At 47.3% G+C, this 25,891-nt stretch carries 18 protein-coding genes; 5 read left to right on the plus strand and 13 right to left on the minus strand.

Translation table 11 applies throughout. From position 1 onward, the window contains the following. Nucleotides 1-542: 542 nt before the first annotated feature. From QVE09_RS25105 to QVE09_RS25135, 7 genes are all read right to left on the minus strand, one after another. A complete protein-coding gene (locus QVE09_RS25105) occupies nucleotides 543-1,088 on the minus strand; it encodes a GNAT family N-acetyltransferase (protein WP_315939018.1) in 546 nt (181 codons plus the stop codon). 51 nt (nucleotides 1,089-1,139) lie between these two features. Further along, nucleotides 1,140-2,744, minus strand: coding sequence for a response regulator (locus tag QVE09_RS25110; protein ID WP_315939019.1), 1,605 nt, complete (start codon nucleotides 2,742-2,744; stop codon nucleotides 1,140-1,142). Next, nucleotides 2,741-4,609: a cache domain-containing sensor histidine kinase gene (locus QVE09_RS25115; RefSeq protein ID WP_315939020.1), complete on the minus strand. Its 1,869-nt coding sequence runs from the start codon at nucleotides 4,607-4,609 to the stop codon at nucleotides 2,741-2,743. Before QVE09_RS25115 ends, QVE09_RS25110 begins: the two co-directional genes overlap by 4 nt. Nucleotides 4,610-4,637: 28 nt before the next feature. Next, a complete protein-coding gene (locus QVE09_RS25120) occupies nucleotides 4,638-5,486 on the minus strand; it encodes a carbohydrate ABC transporter permease (protein ID WP_036616400.1) in 849 nt (282 codons plus the stop codon). Continuing rightward, nucleotides 5,483-6,433: a carbohydrate ABC transporter permease gene (locus tag QVE09_RS25125; RefSeq protein ID WP_315939021.1), complete on the minus strand. Its 951-nt coding sequence runs from the start codon at nucleotides 6,431-6,433 to the stop codon at nucleotides 5,483-5,485. Before QVE09_RS25125 ends, QVE09_RS25120 begins: the two co-directional genes overlap by 4 nt. 47 nt (nucleotides 6,434-6,480) lie before the next feature. Beyond that, nucleotides 6,481-7,821, minus strand: coding sequence for an ABC transporter substrate-binding protein (locus QVE09_RS25130; RefSeq protein WP_315939022.1), 1,341 nt, complete (start codon nucleotides 7,819-7,821; stop codon nucleotides 6,481-6,483). A gap of 266 nt (nucleotides 7,822-8,087) precedes the next feature. After that, nucleotides 8,088-10,334, minus strand: a complete 2,247-nt coding sequence (locus tag QVE09_RS25135) for a glycoside hydrolase family 88/105 protein (RefSeq protein WP_315939023.1) — start codon at nucleotides 10,332-10,334, stop codon at nucleotides 8,088-8,090. 566 nt (nucleotides 10,335-10,900) lie between these two features. Between QVE09_RS25135 and QVE09_RS25140 the strand changes: the two genes are divergently transcribed. Next, nucleotides 10,901-11,728: a methyl-accepting chemotaxis protein gene (locus QVE09_RS25140; RefSeq protein WP_315939024.1), complete on the plus strand. Its 828-nt coding sequence runs from the start codon at nucleotides 10,901-10,903 to the stop codon at nucleotides 11,726-11,728. 155 nt (nucleotides 11,729-11,883) lie between these two features. On the opposite strand, the gene QVE09_RS25145 is transcribed toward QVE09_RS25140, so the two are convergent. Further along, nucleotides 11,884-12,702: an endonuclease/exonuclease/phosphatase family protein gene (locus tag QVE09_RS25145; protein ID WP_315939025.1), complete on the minus strand. Its 819-nt coding sequence runs from the start codon at nucleotides 12,700-12,702 to the stop codon at nucleotides 11,884-11,886. A gap of 283 nt (nucleotides 12,703-12,985) precedes the next feature. On the opposite strand from QVE09_RS25145, the gene QVE09_RS25150 reads away from it, so the two are divergent. Together QVE09_RS25150 and QVE09_RS25155 are read left to right on the plus strand one after the other, a co-directional pair. Then, nucleotides 12,986-14,761: an SWIM zinc finger family protein gene (locus QVE09_RS25150; RefSeq protein WP_315939026.1), complete on the plus strand. Its 1,776-nt coding sequence runs from the start codon at nucleotides 12,986-12,988 to the stop codon at nucleotides 14,759-14,761. Further along, complete coding sequence (locus tag QVE09_RS25155; RefSeq protein ID WP_397387096.1) at nucleotides 14,758-17,787, plus strand: DEAD/DEAH box helicase; 3,030 nt, start codon at nucleotides 14,758-14,760, stop codon at nucleotides 17,785-17,787. Before QVE09_RS25150 ends, QVE09_RS25155 begins: the two co-directional genes overlap by 4 nt. Before the next feature lie 92 nt (nucleotides 17,788-17,879). Here QVE09_RS25155 and QVE09_RS25160 read toward each other — a convergent pair whose 3' ends face one another. Then, complete coding sequence (locus tag QVE09_RS25160) at nucleotides 17,880-18,347, minus strand: hypothetical protein (protein WP_315939027.1); 468 nt, start codon at nucleotides 18,345-18,347, stop codon at nucleotides 17,880-17,882. Nucleotides 18,348-18,732: 385 nt separating this feature from the next. Between QVE09_RS25160 and QVE09_RS25165 the strand changes: the two genes are divergently transcribed. After that, nucleotides 18,733-19,416 (plus strand): type 1 glutamine amidotransferase domain-containing protein, encoded by a 684-nt coding sequence (locus QVE09_RS25165; RefSeq protein ID WP_315939028.1) that lies wholly within the window; start codon nucleotides 18,733-18,735, stop codon nucleotides 19,414-19,416. Between the two features lie 102 nt (nucleotides 19,417-19,518). Here QVE09_RS25165 and QVE09_RS25170 read toward each other — a convergent pair whose 3' ends face one another. The 4 genes from QVE09_RS25170 to QVE09_RS25185 all read right to left on the minus strand — a co-directional run bounded on the left by QVE09_RS25170 (nucleotide 19,519) and on the right by QVE09_RS25185 (nucleotide 24,932). Then, on the minus strand, nucleotides 19,519-20,478 hold the full coding sequence (locus QVE09_RS25170; RefSeq protein WP_315939029.1) for a 2-keto-3-deoxygluconate permease: 960 nt from the start codon (nucleotides 20,476-20,478) through the stop codon (nucleotides 19,519-19,521). A 6-nt stretch (nucleotides 20,479-20,484) separates the two neighbouring features. Next, nucleotides 20,485-21,942: a glycoside hydrolase family 1 protein gene (locus QVE09_RS25175; RefSeq protein WP_315939030.1), complete on the minus strand. Its 1,458-nt coding sequence runs from the start codon at nucleotides 21,940-21,942 to the stop codon at nucleotides 20,485-20,487. Nucleotides 21,943-22,028: 86 nt separating this feature from the next. Then, entirely contained in the window at nucleotides 22,029-23,957 is a 1,929-nt protein-coding gene (locus QVE09_RS25180; RefSeq protein ID WP_315939031.1) for a beta-glucoside-specific PTS transporter subunit IIABC, read from the minus strand. 138 nt (nucleotides 23,958-24,095) lie between these two features. Further along, the gene (locus QVE09_RS25185) at nucleotides 24,096-24,932 is read right to left on the minus strand and encodes a PRD domain-containing protein (protein WP_127546504.1); all 837 of its coding nucleotides are present in this window, start codon (nucleotides 24,930-24,932) and stop codon (nucleotides 24,096-24,098) included. Nucleotides 24,933-25,254: 322 nt separating this feature from the next. Here QVE09_RS25185 and udk point away from each other — a divergent pair, with 322 nt between their 5' ends. After that, entirely contained in the window at nucleotides 25,255-25,887 is a 633-nt protein-coding gene (udk, locus tag QVE09_RS25190) for a uridine kinase (protein ID WP_036616377.1), read from the plus strand. The last annotated feature ends 4 nt before the right edge of the window (nucleotides 25,888-25,891 follow it).

The raw sequence follows: 25,891 nt of genomic DNA on the forward strand, positions 1-25,891 counted from the left end.
AAACTTTCGCGTTCATTCTGCAAGCAGAATGTTTACTCACTCGTTGTTCAGTTTTCAAAGATCAAACTTGTTTTGTTACCGAACGTCGTTCTCTTCAGCAACTTTTATATCATAACACTTCCGAACCAACTTAGCAAGCTCTTTTTTTAAGTTTCTTTTCGAAGCTTATTTGTTTTGCCTGCGGCACTTTGTTTCTCGTGTTTTTTTGGCCGGAAATAGAATATATCATATACACAACACAATTACTACTTGTAAAATATCCCATTAGAAAACTAACTATATATTTGATTCAATCTCTTCATAATCTCTTTTTCCAATGGCAATATCCTCTTACTATATCCTATATACACTCACCGGTCTAATCTATCTCAATAATAGGTTGTGAATAGACTCATTCAACATCATTACATTCGTTCTATAAGATAAGAAACATAATACATCTACTTAATAACACTGCTATCTATTATGTCGGTATCAAATCTAATAATTAAACTCCATAAGCTATGGGCTTATATAGATTGTGCTTTTCACTTTTTATGCTATTAGTCTCTGAACCTGCCCATCACTATCGTGTCGTGATACTGTCCATCCGTGTGTCGCCGATCCTTTTTCAAAATGCCTTCGATCCCGAAGCCACTCTTTTGGTATAACTTGATTGCCTTTTCATTGGATGCCAGCACGTTCAACGTCATCTTCTCTACACCAGTCTGGTCTGCCCATTCTATCGACTTCTCCAGCAAGTTCTTGCCAATCCCATGTCCCCAAAACTCTCTGGTTACACACACACCGAACTCAACCTTATGGCAAAAGCGCTTCAGCTCTGTACCTTCACATCGGGAGTATCCCACAATCTCGCCTGCTACTACAGCAACAAGGAACAGATTCCGTGACTTCTCAGTGTCCAAATGGATAATCCGCCTAAACCCGGCTGCGTCGATATACGCCTCGCCCTCTTCACGATCCATGTTCTCGGTTTCCCCATCGATTTGTACACGAAGTGAAGACAAGGTCTCAGCATCCTTTTCCTCTGCCGATCTAATGGAGTAAGATAAACCTTTAATGTAATATTCCTGCTGATCCATCATCATAAGAACCATACCTCCTCTTCCACTTTATCTAATTACTGTACCTGTATCACTCTACCCCACCTCAGACGGACTCTTGCCCGTAAGCATTTTGAACACCTGGCTGAAATACGTTGCATTACGGAACCCCGTCATCTCGCTCACCTCATATACCATGTAATGTCCCGACTGCAACAGTTCCAACGCTCTCTGAATCCGGTACCCGTTCAAATAACTCACGAAATTCTCACCGGTCACCCTTTTGAACAGTTGACTCAGATACTTCGGATGTACGAATAGTCCCTTGGCTATCGCTTCAAAACTAATCTCTTCGGCGTAATGCAGCTCCACATACTGTTTCACCTGCTCGATAAGTTTATTGCTTTTCTTCTCGCCCATCTCCTTGCGTATCTGTTCCAGCCAGTTGCAGATAATACGATCCATCCAGCTTACCAGATCATGCAAAGCATATTTCGATTGAATTTCACGCAGAAAATCACTCATCGCCAGCGGCGGTGTTAACATAGGGTGAAGTCGGTTCCAGCTATGCATCAATGTGTCAAACAGACTGACGGCCACCACCTGTACATCCTGTATCCCAACACATTTCCCCTCTTTCAGCAAAAGGCAAATATGATGCCATACCTCTTCCGCCAGGTCAGGTCGAATATCCGCCCAAGCCTCATTCCATTGACGAAGCAATAATGAATAATCGGTCACACTTGGTTCTGTATCCTCAGACGCTTCATAGTGGTAGATACGACTTCCACCTTGAAACTCTGCTGTTTCCACCGCTTCCCTGCTCTCGAGATAAGAATCTATCACCTCACATGGGTGACTCTTGGATCTCCCGATTCCAGCACTCACTTCAATTTTCAGATACGTAAAGATCTGATCGATCATCCGCTCCACAAGTGGCAGGCATTCCTCCAGATGATCTTTATCTCCTAATAGAAGCAACACAAATACCTGATCCGAATAATCAACGATCTCTACCTGACCATTCATGTGCGCCGTATGCTCCTTCACCGTCTCTTGAATAATATCGGCCGCACCATAGCGGAGAAGCTGCCAATCCCGTTCTTTCATCCGTGTCAAAAATACGGGGCGATTCAGTTGCAGACTAATGGCGCGTGTCTGTGAGGACATATGAATGCCTATATAGTCCATGCGTTCTTTAGGCAGTTCCTCTGCCCGATATCGCGTAGTCAGCAGTTCGTGAAGGAATTGTTTACGCAAATAAGGAAGCACCCGTCCAACCTCCTGCTTGTACGTCTGCTCCAGCAACTCATGCCGCTCCCGCACATCTTGTTCCAGTAGCACCTCCCGAAGCACAGACTCAATCTCCTCAACCTCTGCCGGCTTCAGCAAAAAGTGATTCACCCCCCAGCGCATGGCTGCCCGGGCGTTCTCGAATTCGTCATATCCACTAAGAATGATGATCGGCAGGTGGGGATGATCACGTCGTAACGTCTGTGTGATCTCAAGCCCGGTCATCCCCGGTAGATAGACGTCAGTCATAACGACATCTGGATTCATGCGGTGAAACAGGTCCAGCGCATCCAAGCCATTGGAAGCAGTGCCTGCAATGCTGAGGCCCAGAGAAGGCCAATCGATATGATCTGTTAATGCCTTTACAATATGAGGATCGTCATCAACAAGCATAATGGTCTTCATCATTTTTCACCGTCCAGCCATAGATTTAATTGCTCGTCGGTCTCAATACGCGGCAGCGTAATGGTCACTTCCACGCCACCTGACTCTCTATCGCCCAGTTGAACGCCATACCTCTTCCCGCAATAAAGCTGAATGCGCTGATGTACATTCCGTACACCGATGCCACACGTCTCTTCGAGTTTCCACCCCTCCGGCAACCCCCGCCCATTATCCGTGATACGAATGACGATATCCTGATGCGGGCCTTCCACTTCGTGCATATGCACCTGAATTCGAAGTGTGCCTTCTTCAGGGTGCCCATGCATAACGGCATTTTCGATAAAGGGCTGCAAAATGATCTTGGGAATGTAACAACCGCGAATACGCGGATCGATCTGCTCCTGATATTGAATGGAGAACGGTAGCCGCTCTGACTGTATGTTGACGTAGCAACGGGCATGTTCCAACTCATCACGAACCCGTATAAACAATCTCCCTCCACTCAGTCCGATCCGCAACAGCTTACTGAGTTGTACAATCATGCGACTGATATCCTTGGCTTCGTAATCAAGTGCGCGCCAGTGGATCATGTCGAGGGTGTTGTATAGAAAATGGGGTTTGATCTGGGCCTCAAGCAAGCCCGTCTGGGCTTCACGCTTAGCCCGGCTCTCATCCTTCACCTGTTCCATCAGCGTCGTGAGCTGTGAAGCCATGTGATTAAAGCCATATGCCAAATGGGCATATTCCTCCGTAAATGAAAGTTGGACCCGGGTATCGAAGTCCCCTTTCTCCAGTTGTCTCATTCGTTTGATCAATTGTCGCAGAGGGCGGATGATCTGCCTTACAAACAGGTACGCAAGCACAGCCGAGCATAATAGTCCCAGCACGGCGATGCCGAGGATCTGCCAGCCCGCTTGTCTGAGCGGAGATAACAGTGTATATACCGGAATAGTCTGTACGAGGCGCCATTGAAGCATGGCTGGCCTGGAGTACAGCACCAATTGAGCACCTCCGGGTTGGCCGGAAACTACTTCGTATCCGTCTGCACCAGGTTTTACATGTTCCTGAATCCATGCACTATCTATAATAGAAGAAGATGAATTTACAGCTCCACCCGTTTCCTGTACTGTACTCGCTTCATTTCTTCTATCCGCTCGTTCATTCTCCCCTGCTGGATCAACTTTCCCCATCTGCATTACGACATTACCAGCCGTATCTACCAACAGGACTTTTCCATCAAGCACCATGGGTACATCGGCAAACCTGCGTACGATGTCCGCTCTACTCAGTCGAATGAGCACATAGGCAACCGTTCCCCCACGACTGTCGAAAATCCGTTGGGCGTATCCGACCAGAGATTGGCCCGATTCGTTCTCACGCAGCGGAACCCAAGCCGCATCAGCCGTTTCCAGCGTAGCAAACCAAGAGTCGTGTGCGATGGTGTCCACTGGAAATATGCGATCAGCCATAGTTACTGTCACTTCATTAAAGACATCCGTATACAGTTCTATGGAAGTGATGCCTTCACTGACGACCATGGTATGATCCAGGATTCGAGAGACCTCTCTCCGCTGGTGAATCTGTGCAAGCCTGCCCGTATCAGCCGTTTCGAGCAAATTGGACAGCTCCCGATTGCTTGCCAGAGCATAGGCGGTTCCTGTTACCCCTGTGATGAAATCAAATCCCCGACGTGTGCTCTCGTTCAGAAGAGCCAGACGTGCTTTGCTAATCTCAGCAAATGTGACCGCGGAGAAAGACTGATATGCCAGCCAGACGACAACCGAGACAAGCAACAGGTTAAACGCAATAAAGCAAGTCACCATCAACGTGGAGAGCTTGCTTTGTTGCAGCTTTTGATTAATAAATGAAGACCATCTTCCTTTCCCCATGGAAAAATCAACTCGTTTCGTCTTGGAATTACCCTTTGAGCCCAGAGGTCGCGATTCCTTCCACGAAGTACTTTTGACACACGATAAATACAATGAAACATGGCACCAACGACAACACCGACATGGCAAACATCGGACCCCAATCAGATTGAGAGCTGGAATCAAGGAACAGACGCAGACCCAGCGGCACGGTGTATTTGCTCACGTCACTCAAGTAGATCAACTGACTGAAGAAGTCGTCCCATGTCCACAAGAACGTAAAGATCATCGTGGTAACCAGCGCTGGAAAGGCAAGTGGAATGATGATTTTGGTGTATATTTTCACAGGACCGCATCCATCAATGGTAGCCGCCTCATCCAGCTCTTTAGGTAATCCCCGGAAGAACTGTACCATGAGGAATATGAAGAAGGCGTCGGTCGCCAGCCATTTTGGCACCACAAGCGGCAGATACGTATTCACCCACTCCAGGTGGTTGAAGAGAATATACTGCGGGATCAGCGTCACATGATGGGGCAGCATGATCGTCATAAGCATCAGGCCGAAGCAGATGGCTTTGAAACGAAAATTCAATCTGGCGAAGGCATACGCCGCCATAGAGCAGGAGATGACATTGCCCAGCACGGCGCCAAGCGACAAGATGACAGAGTTGGTCAGGAAGCGGGAGAATGGATTGCCCTGAATACCCGACCAGCCATTCATGTAATTTTGCCAATTCCATTCCTGTGGCCAAAACCAGGTCTCTGTAAAGATCATATGTCCCGGTTTGAATGAGCTGCCCAGCATCCAGAGGATCGGGTAGAGCATGACAAAGGCGATGCCTGAGATCAACACATGTTTGCTGACGACCCATGCTGTAGAGTTCCGTTGTCCAATCATGATTTCCCACCATCCTCATAGTGCACCCACAGCTTGCTGCTGCGGAATACGAGCAATGTAAATACGCCAATCAGGATGACCAGCACCCAGGCCATCGCAGAAGCATAACCCATCTGAAAGAATGAAAATCCTTTTTTGTACAGATACAGAGAGTACATTAAGGTTGAGTTCACTGGCCCTCCGCTACCATTACTGATAACAAAAGCCTGTGTGAACGATTGAAAGGACGTAATCAGCTGCATGACAAGATTGAAGAAGATAACGGGTGACAGAATCGGCAACGTTATATAGAAGAATCTCCGCAGAGGACCTGCACCATCTACCGCTGAAGCTTCATCATACTCGGGTGGAATCTGCTTCAGGCCTGCCAGGAAAATAATCATCGACGATCCGAACTGCCACACGGATAACAGCACGATGGAGTACAGAGCATATTTCGGATTCGCTACCCAATCGGGCGCTTTAATGCCTACCATGGCAAGAACACTATTGAGTAGCCCGTCCCCACCCAGCATTTTACGCCACAACATCGCAATCGCCACGCTACCTCCAAGCAATGTCGGGATGTAATACACTGTCCGATAAATACCTAATCCTCGAATCCCTTTGTTGAGCAACATCGCTACAAGCAGCGCGAAAATCAATTTGACCGGTACGGATACAGCGACATACGTGAATGTGACTTTGAGCGACTGGGTGAACAGTTTATCCGATGTAAACATCGTGGTGTAGTTATCCAGACCGACCCAGGAAGGGGCGGCCAGGATACTGTAATCGGTGAACGAGATGTATAACGATACCAACATTGGACCCAAGGTGAGAAATAACAATCCGACAAGCCATGGGGCGAGGAACAGAAGCGCAGCTCCATTATGCGCATATCTCCGTTTGACCCGCCGGGTAGCTACACGCTCGATTCGGGCTTGACTGACCTGTGATGTGTTCATCTTCGCAACCTCCCCGCGGAATTAGAAGTGTGAGACAGTTTCAATCATTATTGACTCGATCCAAGCGTAGCCTTGGCTCCTTCAATAAACTGGGCAATGACATCTGGATTATTGCCTTGACCGAAGGCGATCTGCTCGCTTGCGCTCTTGAAACTTGTGTCCACTTCAGCAAATCCTTGCGGGTATGGCGGGTCAATCTCGCTGGAGTGCTTCGATACAGTATCGATAAATTGGAAAATGGTTTGCTCCGCTTCCGGCAGCGTAGGTTGCATCTGTTCACGAATGCTGGAATTGACCGGCACCCCACGTTCAGAACCAAGAATAGCGGTTGCTTCTGGATCATTGACCATGAAATCAATGAACATGGCAACTTCCTTTGGATGTTTGGTTTTGCCATAACCGGAGAGGAACTGGCCTGGTTTCAGGTATTCACCGATTTGCTTTTCACCTACACCATGCGGAAGCACCTGTATGCCGAGCTTATGATCCTGGTTTTTGTTCACCTGCTGGAATGTCAGCAATTGATTGGACCATGCAAAATCCATGGCAGCTGTGCCCAGTGAGATCGGGCGTGTCTCCAGCGCATTGGTTGTGGATGCCGTTATCTCCGCTGTGGTCACTCCACCATTCTCGCGTAGTGCGCCCCACATATCGAACCATTGCTGAAGCTCCTCGCTGGTAGCGGTCATTGTGCCACCGTCGAACAATCCTTTTCCGGATTGCCGGATAAACACTTCAAACATGTTCGTTGTACCGGAAATGTCTGCTGATCCATAGAACCCCTCACCTTTGGCTGCGGCAATCTTGGTTGCAATATCCCCAAAATCCTTCCATGTCCAGCTCTCTTGCGGTTCTTCAATACCTAATTCCTGAAATACGGTGGCGTCATATATGACACCTGGTGCGTTAACTCCGAGAGTAATCGCATATAATTTATCGTCAATTGATCCGGCTGTAATCATGCTCTGATCATGATCCTCTGTCCGCAGCTCTTTGCTCTCTGCAAACGGGGTCAGGTCAAGCAAGGCACCACGCCGGGCAAAGTCAGTCAGAAATGCGTAATCCATCTGGATGATATCTGGAGCATTCGAACCCGCTACCTGTGTAGTCAATTTGTCAAAATAACCATCCCAACCGGAGTATTCAGGCTTAATGGTGATTCCCGGATGTTTCTCTTCAAACAATTGGATGACTTTGGTCGTCAGATCATGTCTGGTCTGTGATCCCCACCAGGTCATGCGCAGTTCAATCTTGCCTGAAGAGTCTCCTTCACTTTCACTTGCTTCACCAGAAGAAGCTGGCTTATCAGAGGCCCCTCCCGAACAGGCTGTAGCGAACAATAACAGGGACAGGCAGAACAGGGTTACCCACTTTTTGGTGATCATCATAAATGAATTTCCTCCCCTTTTGCTTCTATGGAATCGCTTACAAAACCTATTGTATCGGTCCATTGCTGGACATGACATAAACAAAAGTAAGCTTTCCTGTCAAAAAAGTAAGGAGTTGAAGGATTTAAAAACCACCGGGAATACCATTCCCGGCGGTGATGTTCCCGTTTCAGATTATGATTACGGGTATACAACCGTATTACGTGTAGCATAAGACACCATGTTGTATAGGAACGATAGTATGAAAATCAGACCTCGGTGGTCCGTCAGGAATGTGAGACCGCAGGTGAAGACACCCTGTGCTCAGCCAGATGTTTCTTCATTTTGGCTACCTCAGTTCCTGCCAGCATCATAATGCCTATTCCGTGATTGTCATTGGTGACGGTACGCAAGTCCTGATCATAATACTCTGCGGTAAACGCATATCGCGATCCACTGCACACGCCATGGACATTCCCTTGACGATCAATCGCTTTACAAATGAGTCCCCTCCAAGCTTGCTCGGCTGCCGTGACGTAAACTTCAGGGTCTTTGAACCAGCCAAAACGTACACCTCTCGCAAAACCATAGGCAAACATCGCCGTGCAGGAGGCTTCTTCATACGTCTGCGGTTCGTTCAACACCTGATGCCACAACCCACTTTCCCCTTGAAGGGCCGCATACCCTTCACACAGTTCGTTGAAAAAATTAATCAGAGCCGGGCGCTTGGGATGCTCTGTTGGTAAAGCTTCCAGTACTTCCGTCAAGGAAAACAGTGTCCAGCCATTGCCCCGTCCCCATGGAATCTGCGTTGCCTGTCCGTATTTGAAATCATACACATGGGACATGATCTTGAACTCAGGCATGAACAGATATTTCCGATACAGTGAAAATTGTCTGGCGGCTTCATCCAATGCGGCTGAGTTGCCTGTCACCCGTGCATAACGAACGAGAAACGGCGTGCTCATATATAGGTCATCTGCCCACATGGTATTCTCGGCATACTCGCCTACACATGTGCGATAAAATGCTCCATCCTCCTGCCTTTCCAGGCGACAAAGCATGAAATCTGCAATCCGTTCAGCAATCGGAAGAAAAGTTGGTTCATGACACTCTGAATACGCTTCCAGCATGGCCGAACCAAAAGAACCGCAGTTATCCAACATTTTCAACATGACCAATTGTTGATTGACAGCCGGGAAACCATACTGCTCCCGATCCCATAATGAGTACTCATACATCTGGGTACATGCCTGCACATGCTCAGCCGCATAACGTGTAATATCCGGTCTCTGCAAATAACGCCCAGTCCGTAATAGACCATATACAGTGACACCCAATGGATAATCCCAGCGACCATAATTGGTCACACTGCCCACGGTCCATTTATTGCTTAACATGGCGTTTTCATAATAGGGTCTGATCCATGCATCTGGTCGATCTAAACGCCAATACGTCTGTTCCAGCCCCGTTTGGTACACTCGGTCCGTTCGAGTCAGATCCTGCAAATCCAGTTCAACCTCCGACTCAAAAGGGCCGACATATAACCAAGACTCTCCGGAAGCACCGTGCACACGCTGAGGAAGTTCCAGTGAAAGTGGCTTACCCGAAACGGTTGCGTTCAAATTAAAATGCCAAGGTCCCGCCGCCGTATCATTGCATTCACTTCGGACAAGCAGGTCATTCCGTCCAAACGGGACTGGTACATCCACTTCGAACGAACCCTGTTCCTTCACTTGCGCCACAGGCTTGCCGCTAATCCAAATACTCAGAGAACCGGAAGATTGACCTGACAATCGCACTGCATTCCCGGTTGGATCGTTATTGTTCAGATGGGTCCAAGCATAAGCATGCTTACCAGCAAGATTTCCGAATATTCGCTCGAAAGCTGGCTTGGTTTTATCTTCATCAGACCAGCCTGTCTCAGGCAGCCAGTTCAAGCTGTAGTCTAATTCTTTTCCAAGCAGGTCCGGTTGTTTACTCGTGGCTGGGTTCGGTTGGGAGAACACCCACCCCGCTTGTCCCTGTCTCTCCTGGAATGGAGCAAATACATTCAAAATGCGCACTTTACCTTCATCTGATCCGAACTGGCAACCGAAGCCGGCAGGGGTGTTTTTCATTTCCAGCCAAATGGTGTTCCAACCGGGCTTGATGTCGATGCTGAGCTTCACCGTTGCATCAGGACTAATCTCATCCATTACGGTAGAGCGATAGACCAACTGCTCATTGAAATAAAAGCGAACAGGTCCATAACAGCGGACCAACACATCCAGATTCCGGTCCTCATCCCCCCAGACCAGCGCAGCTGCGTAAGACATATGGTCTTTGGGTGCATCAGGAAAGCGTTTACCTAAATTCAGATCATAAAGCCCTTTTTCATTTTGCAAAATACCAGACTTCTGGAATACCCGATATACAAAATCAGCCTGCGCATTGGCTCCAATATACCTCTCGGCCAGTACTTTCAACACCTGATCCTGATCTTCTCCAAATCGGTAATACATGCTCTGCGGTTCACTGAAATAGGTCGTCATTGATGGCACACATCCCTCTCGCGTTGAAATAAAATCTTATCCGAAATAAAACGTTCGCCTGGGCAGATCAGATCCGTATTCTGCTGTCGAAGCTTCAGAAGATATAGCGCTTAACCTTCGTAAGAAACTCCCTTGCCCTGAACGTTAATACCTTCTAGTTTACTCAGACACCAATTAATAATCCCAGTATAACTGACATGTTCTATGGTGGCTATAGATTTTTGATTACGCTTACAAAAAATCAGGGAATTCGGTTTTTCCTTCGCCAATTACACCTTCATTGGGACATTAATTTAAAAAAAACGGAAAATGTTACCGATATAGAGACTATATAAGTTGAACTAATCATTTACACAGAAACGTAGAGGACAGAAAAAACCTGAAAAAGCGAAGCGTTCGCCTTTATCACCGGATTTTTCCCTTGAGAAAAGGGAATCAAAAAAATCTGGAGATAACAGCGATTGGAAGGTTATTCTGTCATCGGAGTGTACGTGTGAATATATCTTTAGTTCAACTTATATAGATTTAAAAATTCCACTTTTTGTAACGGGAAGGAAAGATGAACATTGAATACTCTTGAATCTCTGGTAAATGCTATGCCTTTTGTTAGCCAAATGTTCCGTGACGACATATCCATATCCATTAATGATCATGAGAAAGTATTGTATTTTTCCGAAGCAAAAAGTCTGGAGATTGGTGTGAAGGTTGGGGATGAGCTGCATGACGATTATAAAAATTTCAAAATGCTCACCAACAAGGATACGCGTACCGTGGCACGTATGCCTGGTGATCTGCAAGGCAGACCCTTTGACGCCATCCTTATTCCCATTAAGGAAAAAGATCAGGTCGTGGGTATATTGGGTGTGAACTACGCACTGGATAGTCACATGACACTGGAGACGCTGATTCGTGAAAATGAAACAACCATTAATGCGCTCGTCGGTGGCATTCAGCAGATTGCGGCACATTCGGAAGAACTCTCTGCGACCTCGGAAGAGATTCTGCGCAACTCCAAAAAAGCTTCAGAGAACTCCGTCAGTGTGTCTAAAGTAACAAACGTCATTCGTGAAGTATCGGAACAAACCAATCTGCTTGGACTAAACGCCATGATAGAGGCAGCTCGTGTGGGCGATCAGGGAGCCGGCTTCGGTGTAGTTGCCAGTGAAGTACGCAAGCTGTCCGATCATACAAAACAAGCAGCGGCTGATATCGAAACATCCCTCGGTAGTGTGCAGGATTCCATGAAACATATGGAGCAGGAGATCGGTCAGATTACAACCGCAACAGTGGATCAGGCCAAGCTTGTTTCTGAGTTCATGGAAAGTATCGAACAGCTTAGTGAGACAAGCGCGAATCTGAAAAAGTTTGTACATCAGATGCTGGCGCTCGAATAACAATACAGTTCCACAACAGAAAGAACAAACGATATGAAATGTACATAGAAAATGATTTAGAATGTGAAAAGCCTCCGGCCACTTCCCTTTGCAGGAAGTCAGCGGAGGCTTTGCTTCGTATTTGAGGTGATGTCCCATTTATAGTCACACGGCTGTTATATCTCTACAGCGACGCCAAAATGGTCAGACACGACCGGCCCGTTTTTACCGTTCAAGACCACGGTGGAAGACTTGGCCTGGATTGGACGATTGGAGAAAATATAATCGATCCGAAGATCGCGTTTGTTATCTGCCCAGCCGGCAATAGCCTTCACCACGGTTGCTCCTTCATCCTTTTGCAATGCTGTGGTGTACAGGTCATTCCAGCCTTTGCTCATCATATAATCATAGCCTTCATCACGCACTTCCGCGACATTATTAAAATCACCCATTATATATAACGGCTGATCCATGTAGGGGGCAAGCTTGCTCTCCGTCAACTCCCACTGTCCCTTGAAAGGTTCCTGCGCATCATCCCACCAGTTATAATGTCCGTTCACAAACCAGGTTGCTTCACCTTGGACAACCGTCTGGATTCCCACAATCTTGCGTGTACGGTAATTGTTATAATCCCGCATGTGGGACACGTATTCCCCAAAAGCCTGCTTAACCGGCGTCCGGCTAAGGATCGCGAGTCCTTCATCGTATTTTTGGAACCCGACATGCGCGGGAATCCACGTCCAGTGATATTGCTCTGTCAGCTGCTGAAGCAGGACGTATGCGTAGTTGTCTTTTTTAATCACAGCATCCGATTCAGTAGCATAATACATCTTCAGTTCTTCTTCAGAAAGCGCCGCTTCCTGCATGGACTGGTTGACCTCTTGCATGGAGATCACATCAAATTGATGTGTATTAATAAAATCAGCCAGTTGACTGATCTTCTTCAGTTGATCCTCTTCCGCCCAGGCGTGTGTGTTTAACGTAAGTATTTTCATATGCTCTCTCCTGTTGTGTGTAATATGACCGTTTCCCCGGCCTGCATCGTTCCTGATAGGAATACATACTATAAGCATACACAATATGCTCCATTCTTGCATGTCGGCCGCCAGCAGAACCGACGTGTTCATCCTGGTTCCTGCTGGCCTGAAATAACTTCAAATTCTTCATAACCCATGCACGGATTGGCTCATAACTGATATGATGGATACAGCAAATTTACAACATCACGTTATAGACGTGGTGATTACTGAACCTATGTTTACCCCAGGAGATGGAATGATGAACATACCGAATAACATGAGAATGGATGATGCGCAGTGGCAACAGTTGATCAGGCAGGTTGCGGAGCATTTTAATAACCTGACGATCATGCGCGGATTCCAATATTATAAACAGAAACGTGTCGGGCCATTAACCTATTCCGAACAACAAGGGATTTCGGCCGTTGTACAAGGATCGGAAGAATATGAGGTCACCCTGAGCATGGAATCCCTGACTACAAGTCATTGTACCTGCCCGGTGAGTTCCGTATGCAAACATATGACAGCTGTATTGATGAGTTATGCCGAGCAACTGGAGCGACCTGTGCATGCAATTGTGAATGCACACTCCAGTACTGCGCTCAAACAAACGACCAAACCCGTCGGGGCCATGTCCGCAGGACGATCCAGCTATACAGATGCCGATGAACAACAGGATATGGACCTTCCGGACAACCAATACAGCCAGATCAAGGAGCGTGCGACAGAGCTTGCTGATCTCGAAATCTCGGAATGGCACGAGCTATTCCACTCCTGTCTGAGACGGCTGGGTACCGGCACAGCAAGCACATCCTACGTGCAGGAAGCAACGGACGAGCTATATGCCATTAAGCCAAGGCTGAACTCTGCGATGGACCAACTTTTTGAATTACATGTGCAGCTGCACCTCATACGATTCTGCGTACCGCCGGCTCGTAACTCAATCACGCATACCCCCGTGTACTTGAGCTACCCTGCCCAGCTCGCGGTGGATGCACTTCTGAAAGACATTGAGCGGATCTTTAACCATCCACTAGACCTTTCGGGTCTAAAGGGAAACAAGCTTGAACAACTTTGGAACAGACTGGCCGAAACCTCAGCTTATTTACGCAAACAGATGATGCCTGAAACAGCCAGCATGATGTTCTTCACTCCAATCTATCGACAACTGTGGTTGAACTGGATTGTGCCTGAGCTTCAAGGTTCGCGGGACATATTGGCGTCGGAACAGGCCATCTTAGATGATATAGAACACAATATAACCACCGCTTCGCCACCTTCCCAGTCAGGTGGAAGTGTCTTGGGTAGCGCTCAGAGTAATGGAAGTAATAGTGATAGACCAGGCAAAGCCGTAACACTGCCTTTACCACTGGTACTTGCGCAGAGCTGGATGTACTTCCATGTAGGGCAAGATGATCAGGCGTGGCAACGACTCGTCCATGGAAGCTCAGCCTATGGCATCCCGCCAGAACATCTGTTGCATTTTCTCCATGTGCTCGCAGATTCAGCTGAATGGAAGCGGCTTGGGGATTGGTTGGTACAACTTGGCCCCCTGCTGGCGAATCGGCGCAATACACCTTTGAATGATTACATGCATCTATGGGATACGGCCATTCAACATCTGCCCGATGCAGAGAACCGTATGTGGGACACGCTTGTCAGTATGCTTCCCCACTCCCGCCCCGCCTACGAGGATGCTATGCATTCGCGTGGACAGTGGCGCAGATGGATTGATTTTCAGCTGAGTACGGGAACGGAACCTCTCGAATTCCGCGTAGCGATGCTGCAACCAATCGAAAAAGATGCACCTGAGCTGCTGCTTCCCTTCTATCATCAGGCAGTGGAGCGTTATATCGGACACAAAAACAGGGACGGATACAAAGCAGCGGTGAAGCTGTTGAAACGTCTGTCCAAAATCTATAAAAAAATGAAGCAAGAAGCGCACTGGGAGCAATTCATCACCACACTCGCCGTTCGTAACAGTCGGCTGCGCGCCCTGCAGGAAGAGCTTCGGAAAGGTAAACTGATCTCATGAGCTTAATTCATCCTTACACTGAAACGATTGAGGTTCACGTCGCTTTAACCGGATATGGCGATGCTTTGTTTTACGGAGCACTCAACACACACCACTTTGTACCGGGACAGTCGCTTAAGCAGCGGTTATTCGCTTGGCATGTGCCTTCCTTCTACGGTACCGAACTGGAAGTTCGGCAGATTGAGGAGATTGAGCTGGTTGTTCTGCCTGCGGAAGAAGTGATTCCCTTTTTTGCCGAGATGCATACTCTGCTTCATATTGAATGGAAGTGGGACGAGCAAGCGGAACATCTGATTCGACTAGCTCCAGCACTGGCATCCTCCATAGAAAAACGAAAATACGTACCTAGCTTCGAGGCATACCGTGCAGGACAGCTTCAGTGGACCTGGGACCCGGATAGCTTGAAAAAGCAGGATCGGGCATCGCTTACCAAAGCGATGCAGCAAACGGACGAGAGTTATGCCGAAGGACTTGGGGCGGCCTACTCCGCCTTTGTGTTCCAGCGCTGGTACAGTTCGGAGGAAGCGGCAACCGATCTGCGGCGTGAATTCCCGCAGTTGTTTCCAGAGCGCGGCACTCTACCCAAGACAGCCGGGATGGATGCTCAGTCCTGGCTCGTATCCATTGGCTGGAAAGCAGATGCCACACCATTCAGACCCATGCTGCAATTGCAGGAGCCGGACGAGGATGAGCCATCTTGGCGGCTACGACTGGTATTGCAGAATAAGCTGGATGCCGCTGTATTGGTACCCGTCATGCTAGATTCACGGGGCCGGCTTGAAGGGGAGTGGCCCGAGGTATGGACACCGTTCATTCTGGATCGCTCCGCCGGATGGCTGGATCAGCTGCGTGCACATCTGCCGCGTCTTGGAGGTTCCATTAGCGGCAGACGGGACGTGCTGAGTGATCCTTTGGGAGATCAGGAAGCCTGGCAGTTCCTGACGCAGGATAGCGGCAGGTTGCTGGCAGCGGGTTGGCAAGTCCTGCTCCCAGGTTGGTGGGAAGCAGCCCGCAAGAAAAAACCGAAACTGCGTGCAAAGGTGAAGCCAGAGGAAGGCAGTGAGCGAGGACAGTCGTTCTTCGGCCTGGACTCGATTATTCATTTTGACTGGCGCATTGCGATTGGTGACACGGATCTTAGCGAAGATGAATTCGCCGACCTTGTTGCCCGTAATGAACGATTGGTTCGCTTCCGTGGAGAATGGGTTCCTCTCGACCCCGACCTGCTGGAACAGATACGTCGTGCCATGGGCGGTGTAGATCGGGAACAGGGACTCTCATTCCAGGATATTCTGCACCTGCATCTGTTGCATAATGAGCAAAGGGAATATCGCAACCAGAAATGGAAGGAAGGACAACAGACGGAGGAAGAGCAGCAACCACAGGATGATCAGAACATTCGGCTGGAAGTTGAACTTAACGAACACCTCAACCGGGTTATCGCACAACTGGGGGGCGGACAAGGCGGTGCGCCTTCACTGCCCATTCCGACAGGGCTTCATGCCGAGCTGCGATCGTATCAGAAGGAAGGTTTTGCATGGCTTGGTTTCCTGCGCAGATTCGGCCTTGGGGCATGTCTTGCCGATGATATGGGTCTCGGGAAAACCATTCAATTCATTACGTATTTATTACACATCAAAGAACATGAACCACGTAAGCCGGGACAGGCTCCGGCACTTCTGATCTGTCCAACTTCTGTATTGGGCAACTGGCAAAAGGAGATTAGCCGCTTCGCACCCTCCATTCATGTCAGCCTGCATTACGGAGCACGCCGATTAAGCGGGGAAGAATTCCGGGAGCAGACGGAGCAAGTGGACATTATCATCACCTCCTTTGCTACCGCTACACTCGATCAGGAAATGTTGCAGGCTTATACGTGGTCATGCATTTGTCTCGATGAAGCGCAGAATATCAAGAATGCTCAGACCAAACAGTCCCTGGCTGTTCGCAGTTTCCCGGCGAAACACCGCATTGCCATGACAGGCACGCCAATAGAGAATCGGTTGTCCGAGCTGTGGTCGATCTATGATTTTACCAATCCAGGCTATCTGGGGAGTGCACGGGCATTCCAGACTCGCTTTATCAGTGCCATAGAGAAAGATAAGGATGAGCAACGGATGCAGGATCTTCAACAGCTCGTGAAACCGTTCATGCTGCGCCGTAAGAAAAAAGATCCGAATATCCAGCTTGATCTGCCGGACAAAAACGAGATGAAGACCTACATTCACCTTACGGGAGAACAAAGTGCATTGTATGACCAGTCCGTGCAGGCCCTGATGGATAAAATGAAAGAGCTGGAAGGCATCAAGCGCAAAGGTGCCATTCTATCGGCGTTAACCCAGCTTAAACAGTTGTGTGATCACCCTCTGCTTCTAACGAAAGAAGCCTTGCCTGAGGAACTGCCCGATGACGGCGCATTAACATCTTCTTATGATGTGTACAGTCCACAAGATATGGCGATGCTGATCAGCCGCTCTGCGAAGCTGGAACGACTGATGGAGCTTGTCCGAGAATTACGGGACGAGGGTGAGCGATGTCTGATTTTCACCCAATACATCGGTATGGGTCAGATGCTGCAACAAGTACTGCGTCAAGAGTTGCAGGAACCTGTGCTATATCTGCACGGGGGCACATCCAAGACGGCACGGGATCGCATGATTGAGGAATTCCAATCCCGCACATTGCCTGAGGATAAGCAACCGTCCGTCTTCATTCTGTCCATCAAGGCAGGCGGTGTGGGATTGAATCTGACCGCAGCCAATCATGTCTTCCACTTTGACCGCTGGTGGAACCCTGCTGTTGAGAATCAAGCTACCGACCGGGCTTACCGAATGGGCCAAACCAAAGATGTACAGGTGCATAAGTTCATATCTCTCGGTACACTGGAGGAGCGGATCGACGAGATGTTGGAGAGCAAACAACAGCTTAGCGATAACATCATCACAAGCTCCGAGAACTGGATTACGGAATTGTCAACGGACGAGCTGAAAGATCTGTTCACTCGGCGTCGGGACTGGTCAGGCTAACTTGAATTGAAGAGAAACACAAAAAGAGCGAAGTTTCGGAATTAAAATTCCGGCTTCGCTCTTTTTGTATTGTTGCAGTTAATCATCCGTTCTTAACGCATGTTACCGATGATGGATGATCTTGAATCCTGCATTTTTTTGACAAAGTTTGTCATTACATCAAATGCTTCATTGCGCTTGTTGGACATGGACTGCAGACGAAGCATGTCCATCTGTTGGGAATTGCTCGCTGCATCAATTTGGCCTTTCAGCTTTTGAACAGCTGCTTCATCCCCGTTTTGCTGGGCGATCTGCAATTGAGAGTTCAACTCCGCGATCTGTTGATTACGGTTCTGAACTTCCTGAATTTGCATTTGCAGTTGGACATCCAATAATTTGGTACGTTCGCTCTGAACCATCATCAAAGCTGTTTCGATATCCATACTGCTGCTGATGTTGATCGGTGTTACGCTAGAGATGTTGGAGACTGAAACTGTGCTCGCTGAAGCTGAAGAGACGATGGATACTGCAGCAACGGCAGCAACTACGGTTGAAGTGAAAAATTTGCCTGAACGTTTCATGATTGTTCCTCCAAGTATATATGTAATATGTACCAGTTTTTTATTGGCATCTTCCGCCATTCTAAATCAAAAGAACTAGTTGTTCAATCAAATTAACATCAAATTTGAATTAATTTCGATATCGCTTACACACGCCTACCTCCGCTTACAATTTGAGTTAAATAAACAGGGCATTATAAGTAAAAGTGCATTCTTAAGGGCATATTTACCCTACTACTAGATTGTTCTTTACTCCTAAGCTTGAAAGTCACATTGGCGATCGAAGATACGTTCATGATTTTACTTTAGAACATGGTTATGTTATATTCACTAATATATTTCACACAATTTAATTTTGTGATATTTAATATAAATTGATGTTATATACTTTACGGGAGGTTTTTATATGAAAAAGATACTGGTTGTTCTAACAAATGTAGATAAATACGCAACGAAGGACGAGCCTACCGGCTTGTGGCTGAGCGAAGCAACTCACTTTATTGAAGAGTTTGATCACAACGAAAATGTTCAGATCGATTTGGTTAGCCCTAAAGGTGGGAATGTACCTCTTGATCCGAAAAGTCTTGGCGACTCTCTGGATGAGAGCACCAAAGCCTATTTTGAGAATGAAACGTTCATGAACCAATTAAAAAACACGTTGAAACCTAGCGAAGTAAACGCGAGTGACTACGATGCAATCTACTTCACAGGCGGTCACGGTACGATGTGGGATTTCCCGGACAATGCCGAACTTCAAGAGCTTTCTCGTGATATCTATGAAAAAGGTGGCGTTGTATCCGGTGTGTGCCACGGGGTTACAGCTCTGTTGAACGTGAAGCTGTCCAACGGCTTGCTTTTGATCAACGACAAAACCGTTTCCGGCTTCACGAATGAAGAAGAAACATTGGCTCAACAAACCGAGTATGTTCCTTTCCTGTTGGAAGATGCGTTGAGAGAACGCGCTGCACAATACGATAAAGCTGTTGCCTTCAGCTCCTATGTCACAACAGATGGCCGTGTGGTCACAGGACAGAATCCGCAATCCAGCAAAGCTGTAGCTGAAAGTGTTAAACAATTGCTCGGTCTGTAAAATAAACCGGTCGATCCCCTCCTCCCCCAGGAGATCATATAGATGAACAAATCAAAACAGCACGTGATCCGTCATGACCTGACAGAACACGTGCTGTTTTTTCTAGTGATTTGTTGATGCAGAAGCTTCCGTCACTGTTCCTCCAGCCAAACGTTTCACAATAAAAGGTACGGTCACCGACGTCAGGATCACGGCAAATGCAATCTGAGCGATAGCTGTGTCCACATAAGGCGCATACGCCGGATTAAATCCGGCAGCCATCGAAGGCACCACCATGGACAATCCAGCAACCGAACATGTCGCAGCCGCTGCGTAACCGGGCCGTCTTAATATCGCGCGATCGATCCCAATGAGCGGGAGCATGCAGATCAGCAAAAATAACACCGTTACCAACAAGCCGGATAAACTGGACTGAAATGCAATACGCAGATCAATGTTGGACCCGAAACTGGTACCTAGAAAAGGCAGCAGAATCAGTGTTCCCGGAGCGAACATCTTCTGTATGTTACTATCCAGGTTACCAAGAAGTATGCCGATGAAAAAAGGCACTAGCGTAGCAAGTACACTAAGGTAATCAATGCCAACACCGCTTGCCGAATTCAATATCATAACCGGAATAACCGGTACGGCGATTAGATTCAGAATGCCAAACGCAGCACGATCCACATCATCTCCGTATGTGTTCATCAAGGCCAGATATAATCCCGGATTACAGCTCGTCAGAACGGCGATGAAGGCTACCGCAGACACTCCTCCAACCCCACTTATGCCAAAAAAATGTACAAACGCCCAGCCGAACAGGCAGCTGATGAGGATGCGTGAAATACAGAGTACTCCTGCTCTCTTCAAGGTCACCAGAAGCTGTGACAAGTTCAGTTGCGTCCCTGACACTAGCAAAATCATGCCAATCAGTACCATGGTACCTTTCGACGTGAAAAGTGCTGTCGTTGGATCCCCGATCTGAAAGAAAGACGGAAACACCGTGTTGATGACCGCGGCGGCCAGCATAGGAACAATCAGCAAGCCGCCGGGTATTTTTTTGATACGACCCAGAATATTCATGACCTGTTACAGTTCTGCTCCGTTGGTACGGATCACATTCTGATACCAGAAGAACGAATCCTTACGGTATCTTTTCAGCGTACCATTACCATAGTCATCCTGATCCACGTAGATAAACCCATACCGTTTGCTCATCTCGGAAGTCCCTGAACTGATCATGTCAATTGGCCCCCACATCGTGTAACCCAACACTTCGACCCCATCCGCAATGGCGAGTCCCATCTGTTCAATATGTTTGCTCAGGAAATCAATCCGGTAGGGATCGTTGATCGTTCCGTCCTCATTCAGTTTGTCGTAGAAGCCTGAGCTGTTCTCCAGAATGAAGATAGGTTTTTGGTACCGATCATAGACGAGATTCAGCGTATACCGCAGGCCAATGGGATCAATCTGCCAACCCCACTCGTTTGCAGGCAAATGCGGGTTTTTGTATACACTGTGTACGTTCCCGGCTGTTAATTCAAGTTGTTCGGTATCACTACTGGAAATCATGGAGTTGTAATACGACATCCCCACAAAATCAGCCGTATGTGCGAGAATGCTATCCAGATCGCCGTCTTCGATGTTCAACTGGATCTCCTTGTTTTTGAAATACGTTCTACTATAGTAAGGGTATTCGCCTTTATTAAGCACATCGAGATAAAATTGATTCTTCATCTGATCATCCTGTTGCATCTGGAGTGCGTCCTCCGGCTTGCATGTGTAAGGATACGTTGTAAAATAAGCCACCATACTTCCGATCTGGTTATTCGGATCAATCTCATGGGCCATTTTGGTTGCTCTGGACGCAGCTACAAATTGATGATGCAACCCCTGGAACAGCATTTCCTCATAATTCGGAGCATCATAATCAATGATTCCCAGCGTTTTGGCCGATGCTTTCACGCTCATGTTGATCTCGTTGAACGTCACCCAATATTTCACTTTGCCCTTGTAGCGATTGAACAACACATCACAATAGTTCACATACAGATCGATCAATTTGCGGTTATACCATCCTCCAAACTTGTCCATCAGTACAATTGGCGTATCAAAGTGACTGATGGTGATCAGGGGCTCCATACCATGTTTAAGACATTCATCTATCACCTGGTCATAGAACTCTAGTGCCTTTTCGTTCGGAGCGGCATCGTCGCCACCTGGAAATACTCTGGCCCATGAAATGGAATAACGGAATACTTTGAAGCCCATCTCGGCAAACAAGGCGATATCCTCACGAAAAGAATGATAGAAATCAATTCCCCGGCGCTTCGGATATTTTACGGTATCCGGGTCATTCCTGGCCTCTTCAATCATCTCCCAATTCACTCTGATCTGCTTGGTCACTTTGCGATCGTTCTTCTCGTTAAACTTCATCACTTCTGGAATGGTCAGACTCTTGCCATCTACATTATAAGCTCCCTCGGCCTGACAGGCAGACAGTGCACCGCCCCACAAAAAATCTTTTGGAAAATTGGAATTCGTCATTTTAGTTTCCTCCTGTTATTACGTGTTATTAAGACCATCTAGCTTGTAACTCGTCGTAGCTTAACCAATGAAAAGATGAGCATTTCTTACGGAATCAGCTTAATCAAAGGTTCACTCTCCCGGATCGGGCCGCTGGTCGCTGTAGTCAGCACATCTCCGTATTGTTGCATGTTGGTTACCACAATCGATGTAATGGTGTTATAACCTGCTGACGTAATGCCCTCCGGATCAAAATCAACCAATAAATCCCCAGCCTTGATTGTCTGTCCCTGTTCGATATGGGCGTTAAAATATTTCCCTTTCAGACTAACGGTATCCACCCCGATATGAATTAGAATCTCGACACCATTCGCTGCTTTCAATCCGATAGCATGTTTGGTGCGATAAAGCGCTTCGACTACCCCATCAAATGGAGCGTATACCTTGCCATCTGTCGGAACGATTGCAATGCCTTTACCCATCAACTCTTGGGCAAATGCCTGATCTTCCACCTCAGAGATCGGTTTGATCTCCCCTGTCATTGGACTAACGATAAGCATGTCAGAAGATGTGGATGTCTGTGATGATACGGACGCTGAATTTACCTCTGTGGCAACGGATGTCTGATTACTATTTACCTTATCTGTAGCTTGCTGCTTCGATTTACTTCCATCTGTATCTTCCTTGATGCCAGCCAACAGCGTGAAGACAAAGCCGAGTACAACTGCGGCAATACAACCAATAACGACATACATGTAACGATCAGAGGTATACGTACCAATTGCCAATACACCAGGAAGTGAAATTGCATTCGCTGTTGTATGCACCAAGCTGTAGAATCCACCGACTAATCCACCTGCCAGGCAACCTGCGAAGAAGGGACGTTTGTATTTCAGCGTAACACCATAGATCGCCGGCTCGGTAATTCCGAACAACGCGGTAAATCCACTCGAAGCAGCCGCTGATTTCATCGTTTTACTCTTCGTCAGTACAAACACACCGAAGGCTGCTCCAGCCTGAGCCAAATTCGCTGCCAGTGCCGTTGGTAACAGCACGGTTGCACCCAGTGTAGCCACTTGTTGAACCTGAATAGGCATGATTGCATAGTGCATACCGAACATGACCATAATCGGTTTGAAAAATCCAAGAATCGCACCAGCAAGAACACCTGCAGTTGAGAACAATGAGTTGATGCCATTCGTCAACCAGTCACCGATATATGATCCTACTGGGCCAAGCACGATTAGTTCCAGTGGAATCATAATGAACAAAACAATCATCGGAGTGAGCAGGACCTGTAGAAACTTGGGAATCACTCGATTGACGATCGGATACACATAACTCATAATCCATACCGCCAAAATGATTGGAATGACGGAAGAGGAATATTTCATCAACAGAATCGGCATGCCGAGAAAATCAATACTGTTTACACCCGTCTCAGCAATCTGAGCCGCAGCGTTCAAAATGGTTGGATGCATTAGTCCCGCAGCAAGAGCTACCGCCAAATAGGGATTGGTTTTGAAACGGTTTGCTGCACTAACAGCCAGGAAGAACGGCATGAAATAGAAAATGCAGTCCCCGATCATGTTAATGATCGTAAGGAAGCCGGAGCCTTCCAAGTAACCCATGGCAGTTATAACGGTGGCCAAACATTTGATCATCCCGCAACCAACAAGTGCTGGCAGAACAGGCGTGAATATACCTGCGATGGTTTCAAGCACTACGTTAACGGGGTTGCGTCTCTTTTTCGGTCCACTGTCTGTAGACTCCGTAAGCTCGCCAATCTTGTCAGAAGTTAAATTCTTCACTTCACTGTATACCGCGTCTACTTTGGCACCGATAACAATCTGAACCTGTCCACCGGAATTTTGTGCCTTGAGCACGCCTTCGAGCTGATCCAGTGCCTTTAGGTCTGCTTTGTTATCATCCTTCAAAACGAATCTCAAACGGGTTGCACAGTGTGTCAGACCCGATATATTTTGCTCGCCGCCAACGAGATCAAGTACGTTTTTAGCCAAGTCTTTGTTGTTCATGACCCTTCTCCTCTACATGAATAAATTGGATATATAAAAAATGACCAAGCCGGGGAATCGTCATTCCCTACGCTTGGTCATGCCTGATCGAATCAGTAACAGTCCAATATGGATTATTCGGTTAGTTCCTTCACTAGTTCATTCCGTTGGTTCATTTGAGATCAATCGTTGAATATGCAAGATCAAATATAATTTTTCATCATCCGAACAGGTCCAGCCGTAATTATTTTTCAGGAAGTCAGCAATCTTCTCCACACAAGCCAGTTCTTTCGGAAACTTCTCCTTCACCATCAGGAAAAGCGATTCATTCTCATCCTTGAGCGACTTACCGCTCATCTGCCTCAGAATGAAATACCGGATATGTGTGGCAAAGCGCATGAAATGGATGGAATCCTCCTGAAAGTCAATTTTGAGCGCATATTTGATCACGGACAGGATCTCGCCCGTAACTGTAGTCACCTTGGTGGTATCCGTCATCTCTCCCGATCCAACCTGTGCATTAACAAAATGCAGAGCAATCAATGTTGTTTCGGCTGCTGGCAGAGCGATATCCGTTTTTTCCTGAATCAGCTTCAGCGCAGCCTCCCCCACCCGGGTCTCGTCCGGATAGAGTGTCCGCACTTCCCATTCCAGTGGATTTTTGATACGGATGCCTTCTCTGGTTCGGGTTAATGCAAAACTGATATGGTCGGACAGGGTGAGAAGCAGATTCGGGTTAAATGTTTTATTCAGGATCTGACTGCCCAGCTTGATGACTTCCTCTGCGAGATAAATATCCTCAATCGGAATACTGTTCAGCAGGTCATACATACGAATATTCTTCGGTGCTACAAATATTTTTTCCACCAAGTCCGTCTCCGTCAGCTCGTAAGGCGTTTTCAGAAATCCTACACCCTTGCCTACGACAAAAACCTCTTCGTTATGTTCATTAATAGCGATGGCTACGTTATTGTTTACTTTCTTGATAACCTTCAATGTTCTCACCCCCCAACAAAAATAAAAAAAGACCGAAAGCGATTACAGTAAAGCAATCGAATTCGGTCATGCCTGGTTTCCCCAGTAACAGTCCGTGTTATGAATATATGTTTATTATAGTGCTGTTTTTGAAAAAGTCAATCATCCAATCCTAGGGAATACATCCCTCTGCACAGCAGATGAAAAAAGCAAAGCGCTGTGGTACAATGAAGGAATTGTGTATTCACAGACAGACATGTGGGTAAAGGTGCTGAATCGATTGTGGAACAGCGCTCTTTATCCATGATTATGCTGCCATTCTAGGGAGGCTTATGGAACAACCATGCTCATTATTGGTATCGCCGGAGGAACCGGCTCCGGTAAAACGACGGTAGCTCGATCCGTCATAGACCGTCTGGGATCAGCTAAAGTTACTTTTATATCCCAAGACAATTATTACAAAGACCAGTCGCAGCTCACACCTGAGCAACGCAGACTCACCAATTACGATCACCCGTTTGCATTCGATAATGATCTGTTGATTGAGCATCTTACCTTGTTGAAAAAAGGCCAAGCGGCGTATGCTCCCGTATATGACTTCACCATAGATAACCGTGCTGCCAATGAGACGGTTGAACTGGCACCGAACCATATTGTCATTGTAGAAGGATTACATGTGCTGATTGACGAACATCTTCGCAGTCTAATGGACATCAAAGTATTCGTTGATACCGATTCCGATGTGCGGATTCTGCGGAGAGTACTGCGGGACATTGAAGAACGCGGACGCACAATCCAATCCGTGTACAAACAATATCTCGAAACGGTGAAACCAATGCACGATGCTTTTATCGAGCCATCCAAAAAGTATGCCGATATCATTATTCCAGAAGGCGGACATAATGAAGTAGGTATTCAGATGTTATCCATCCTCACCGAGAAATACCTCACCGGGGAAAATTGGAACGGCGCTTAATTTG

Source organism: Paenibacillus sp. ClWae2A (assembly GCF_032452295.1).
Lineage (GTDB): Bacteria > Bacillota > Bacilli > Paenibacillales > Paenibacillaceae > Paenibacillus.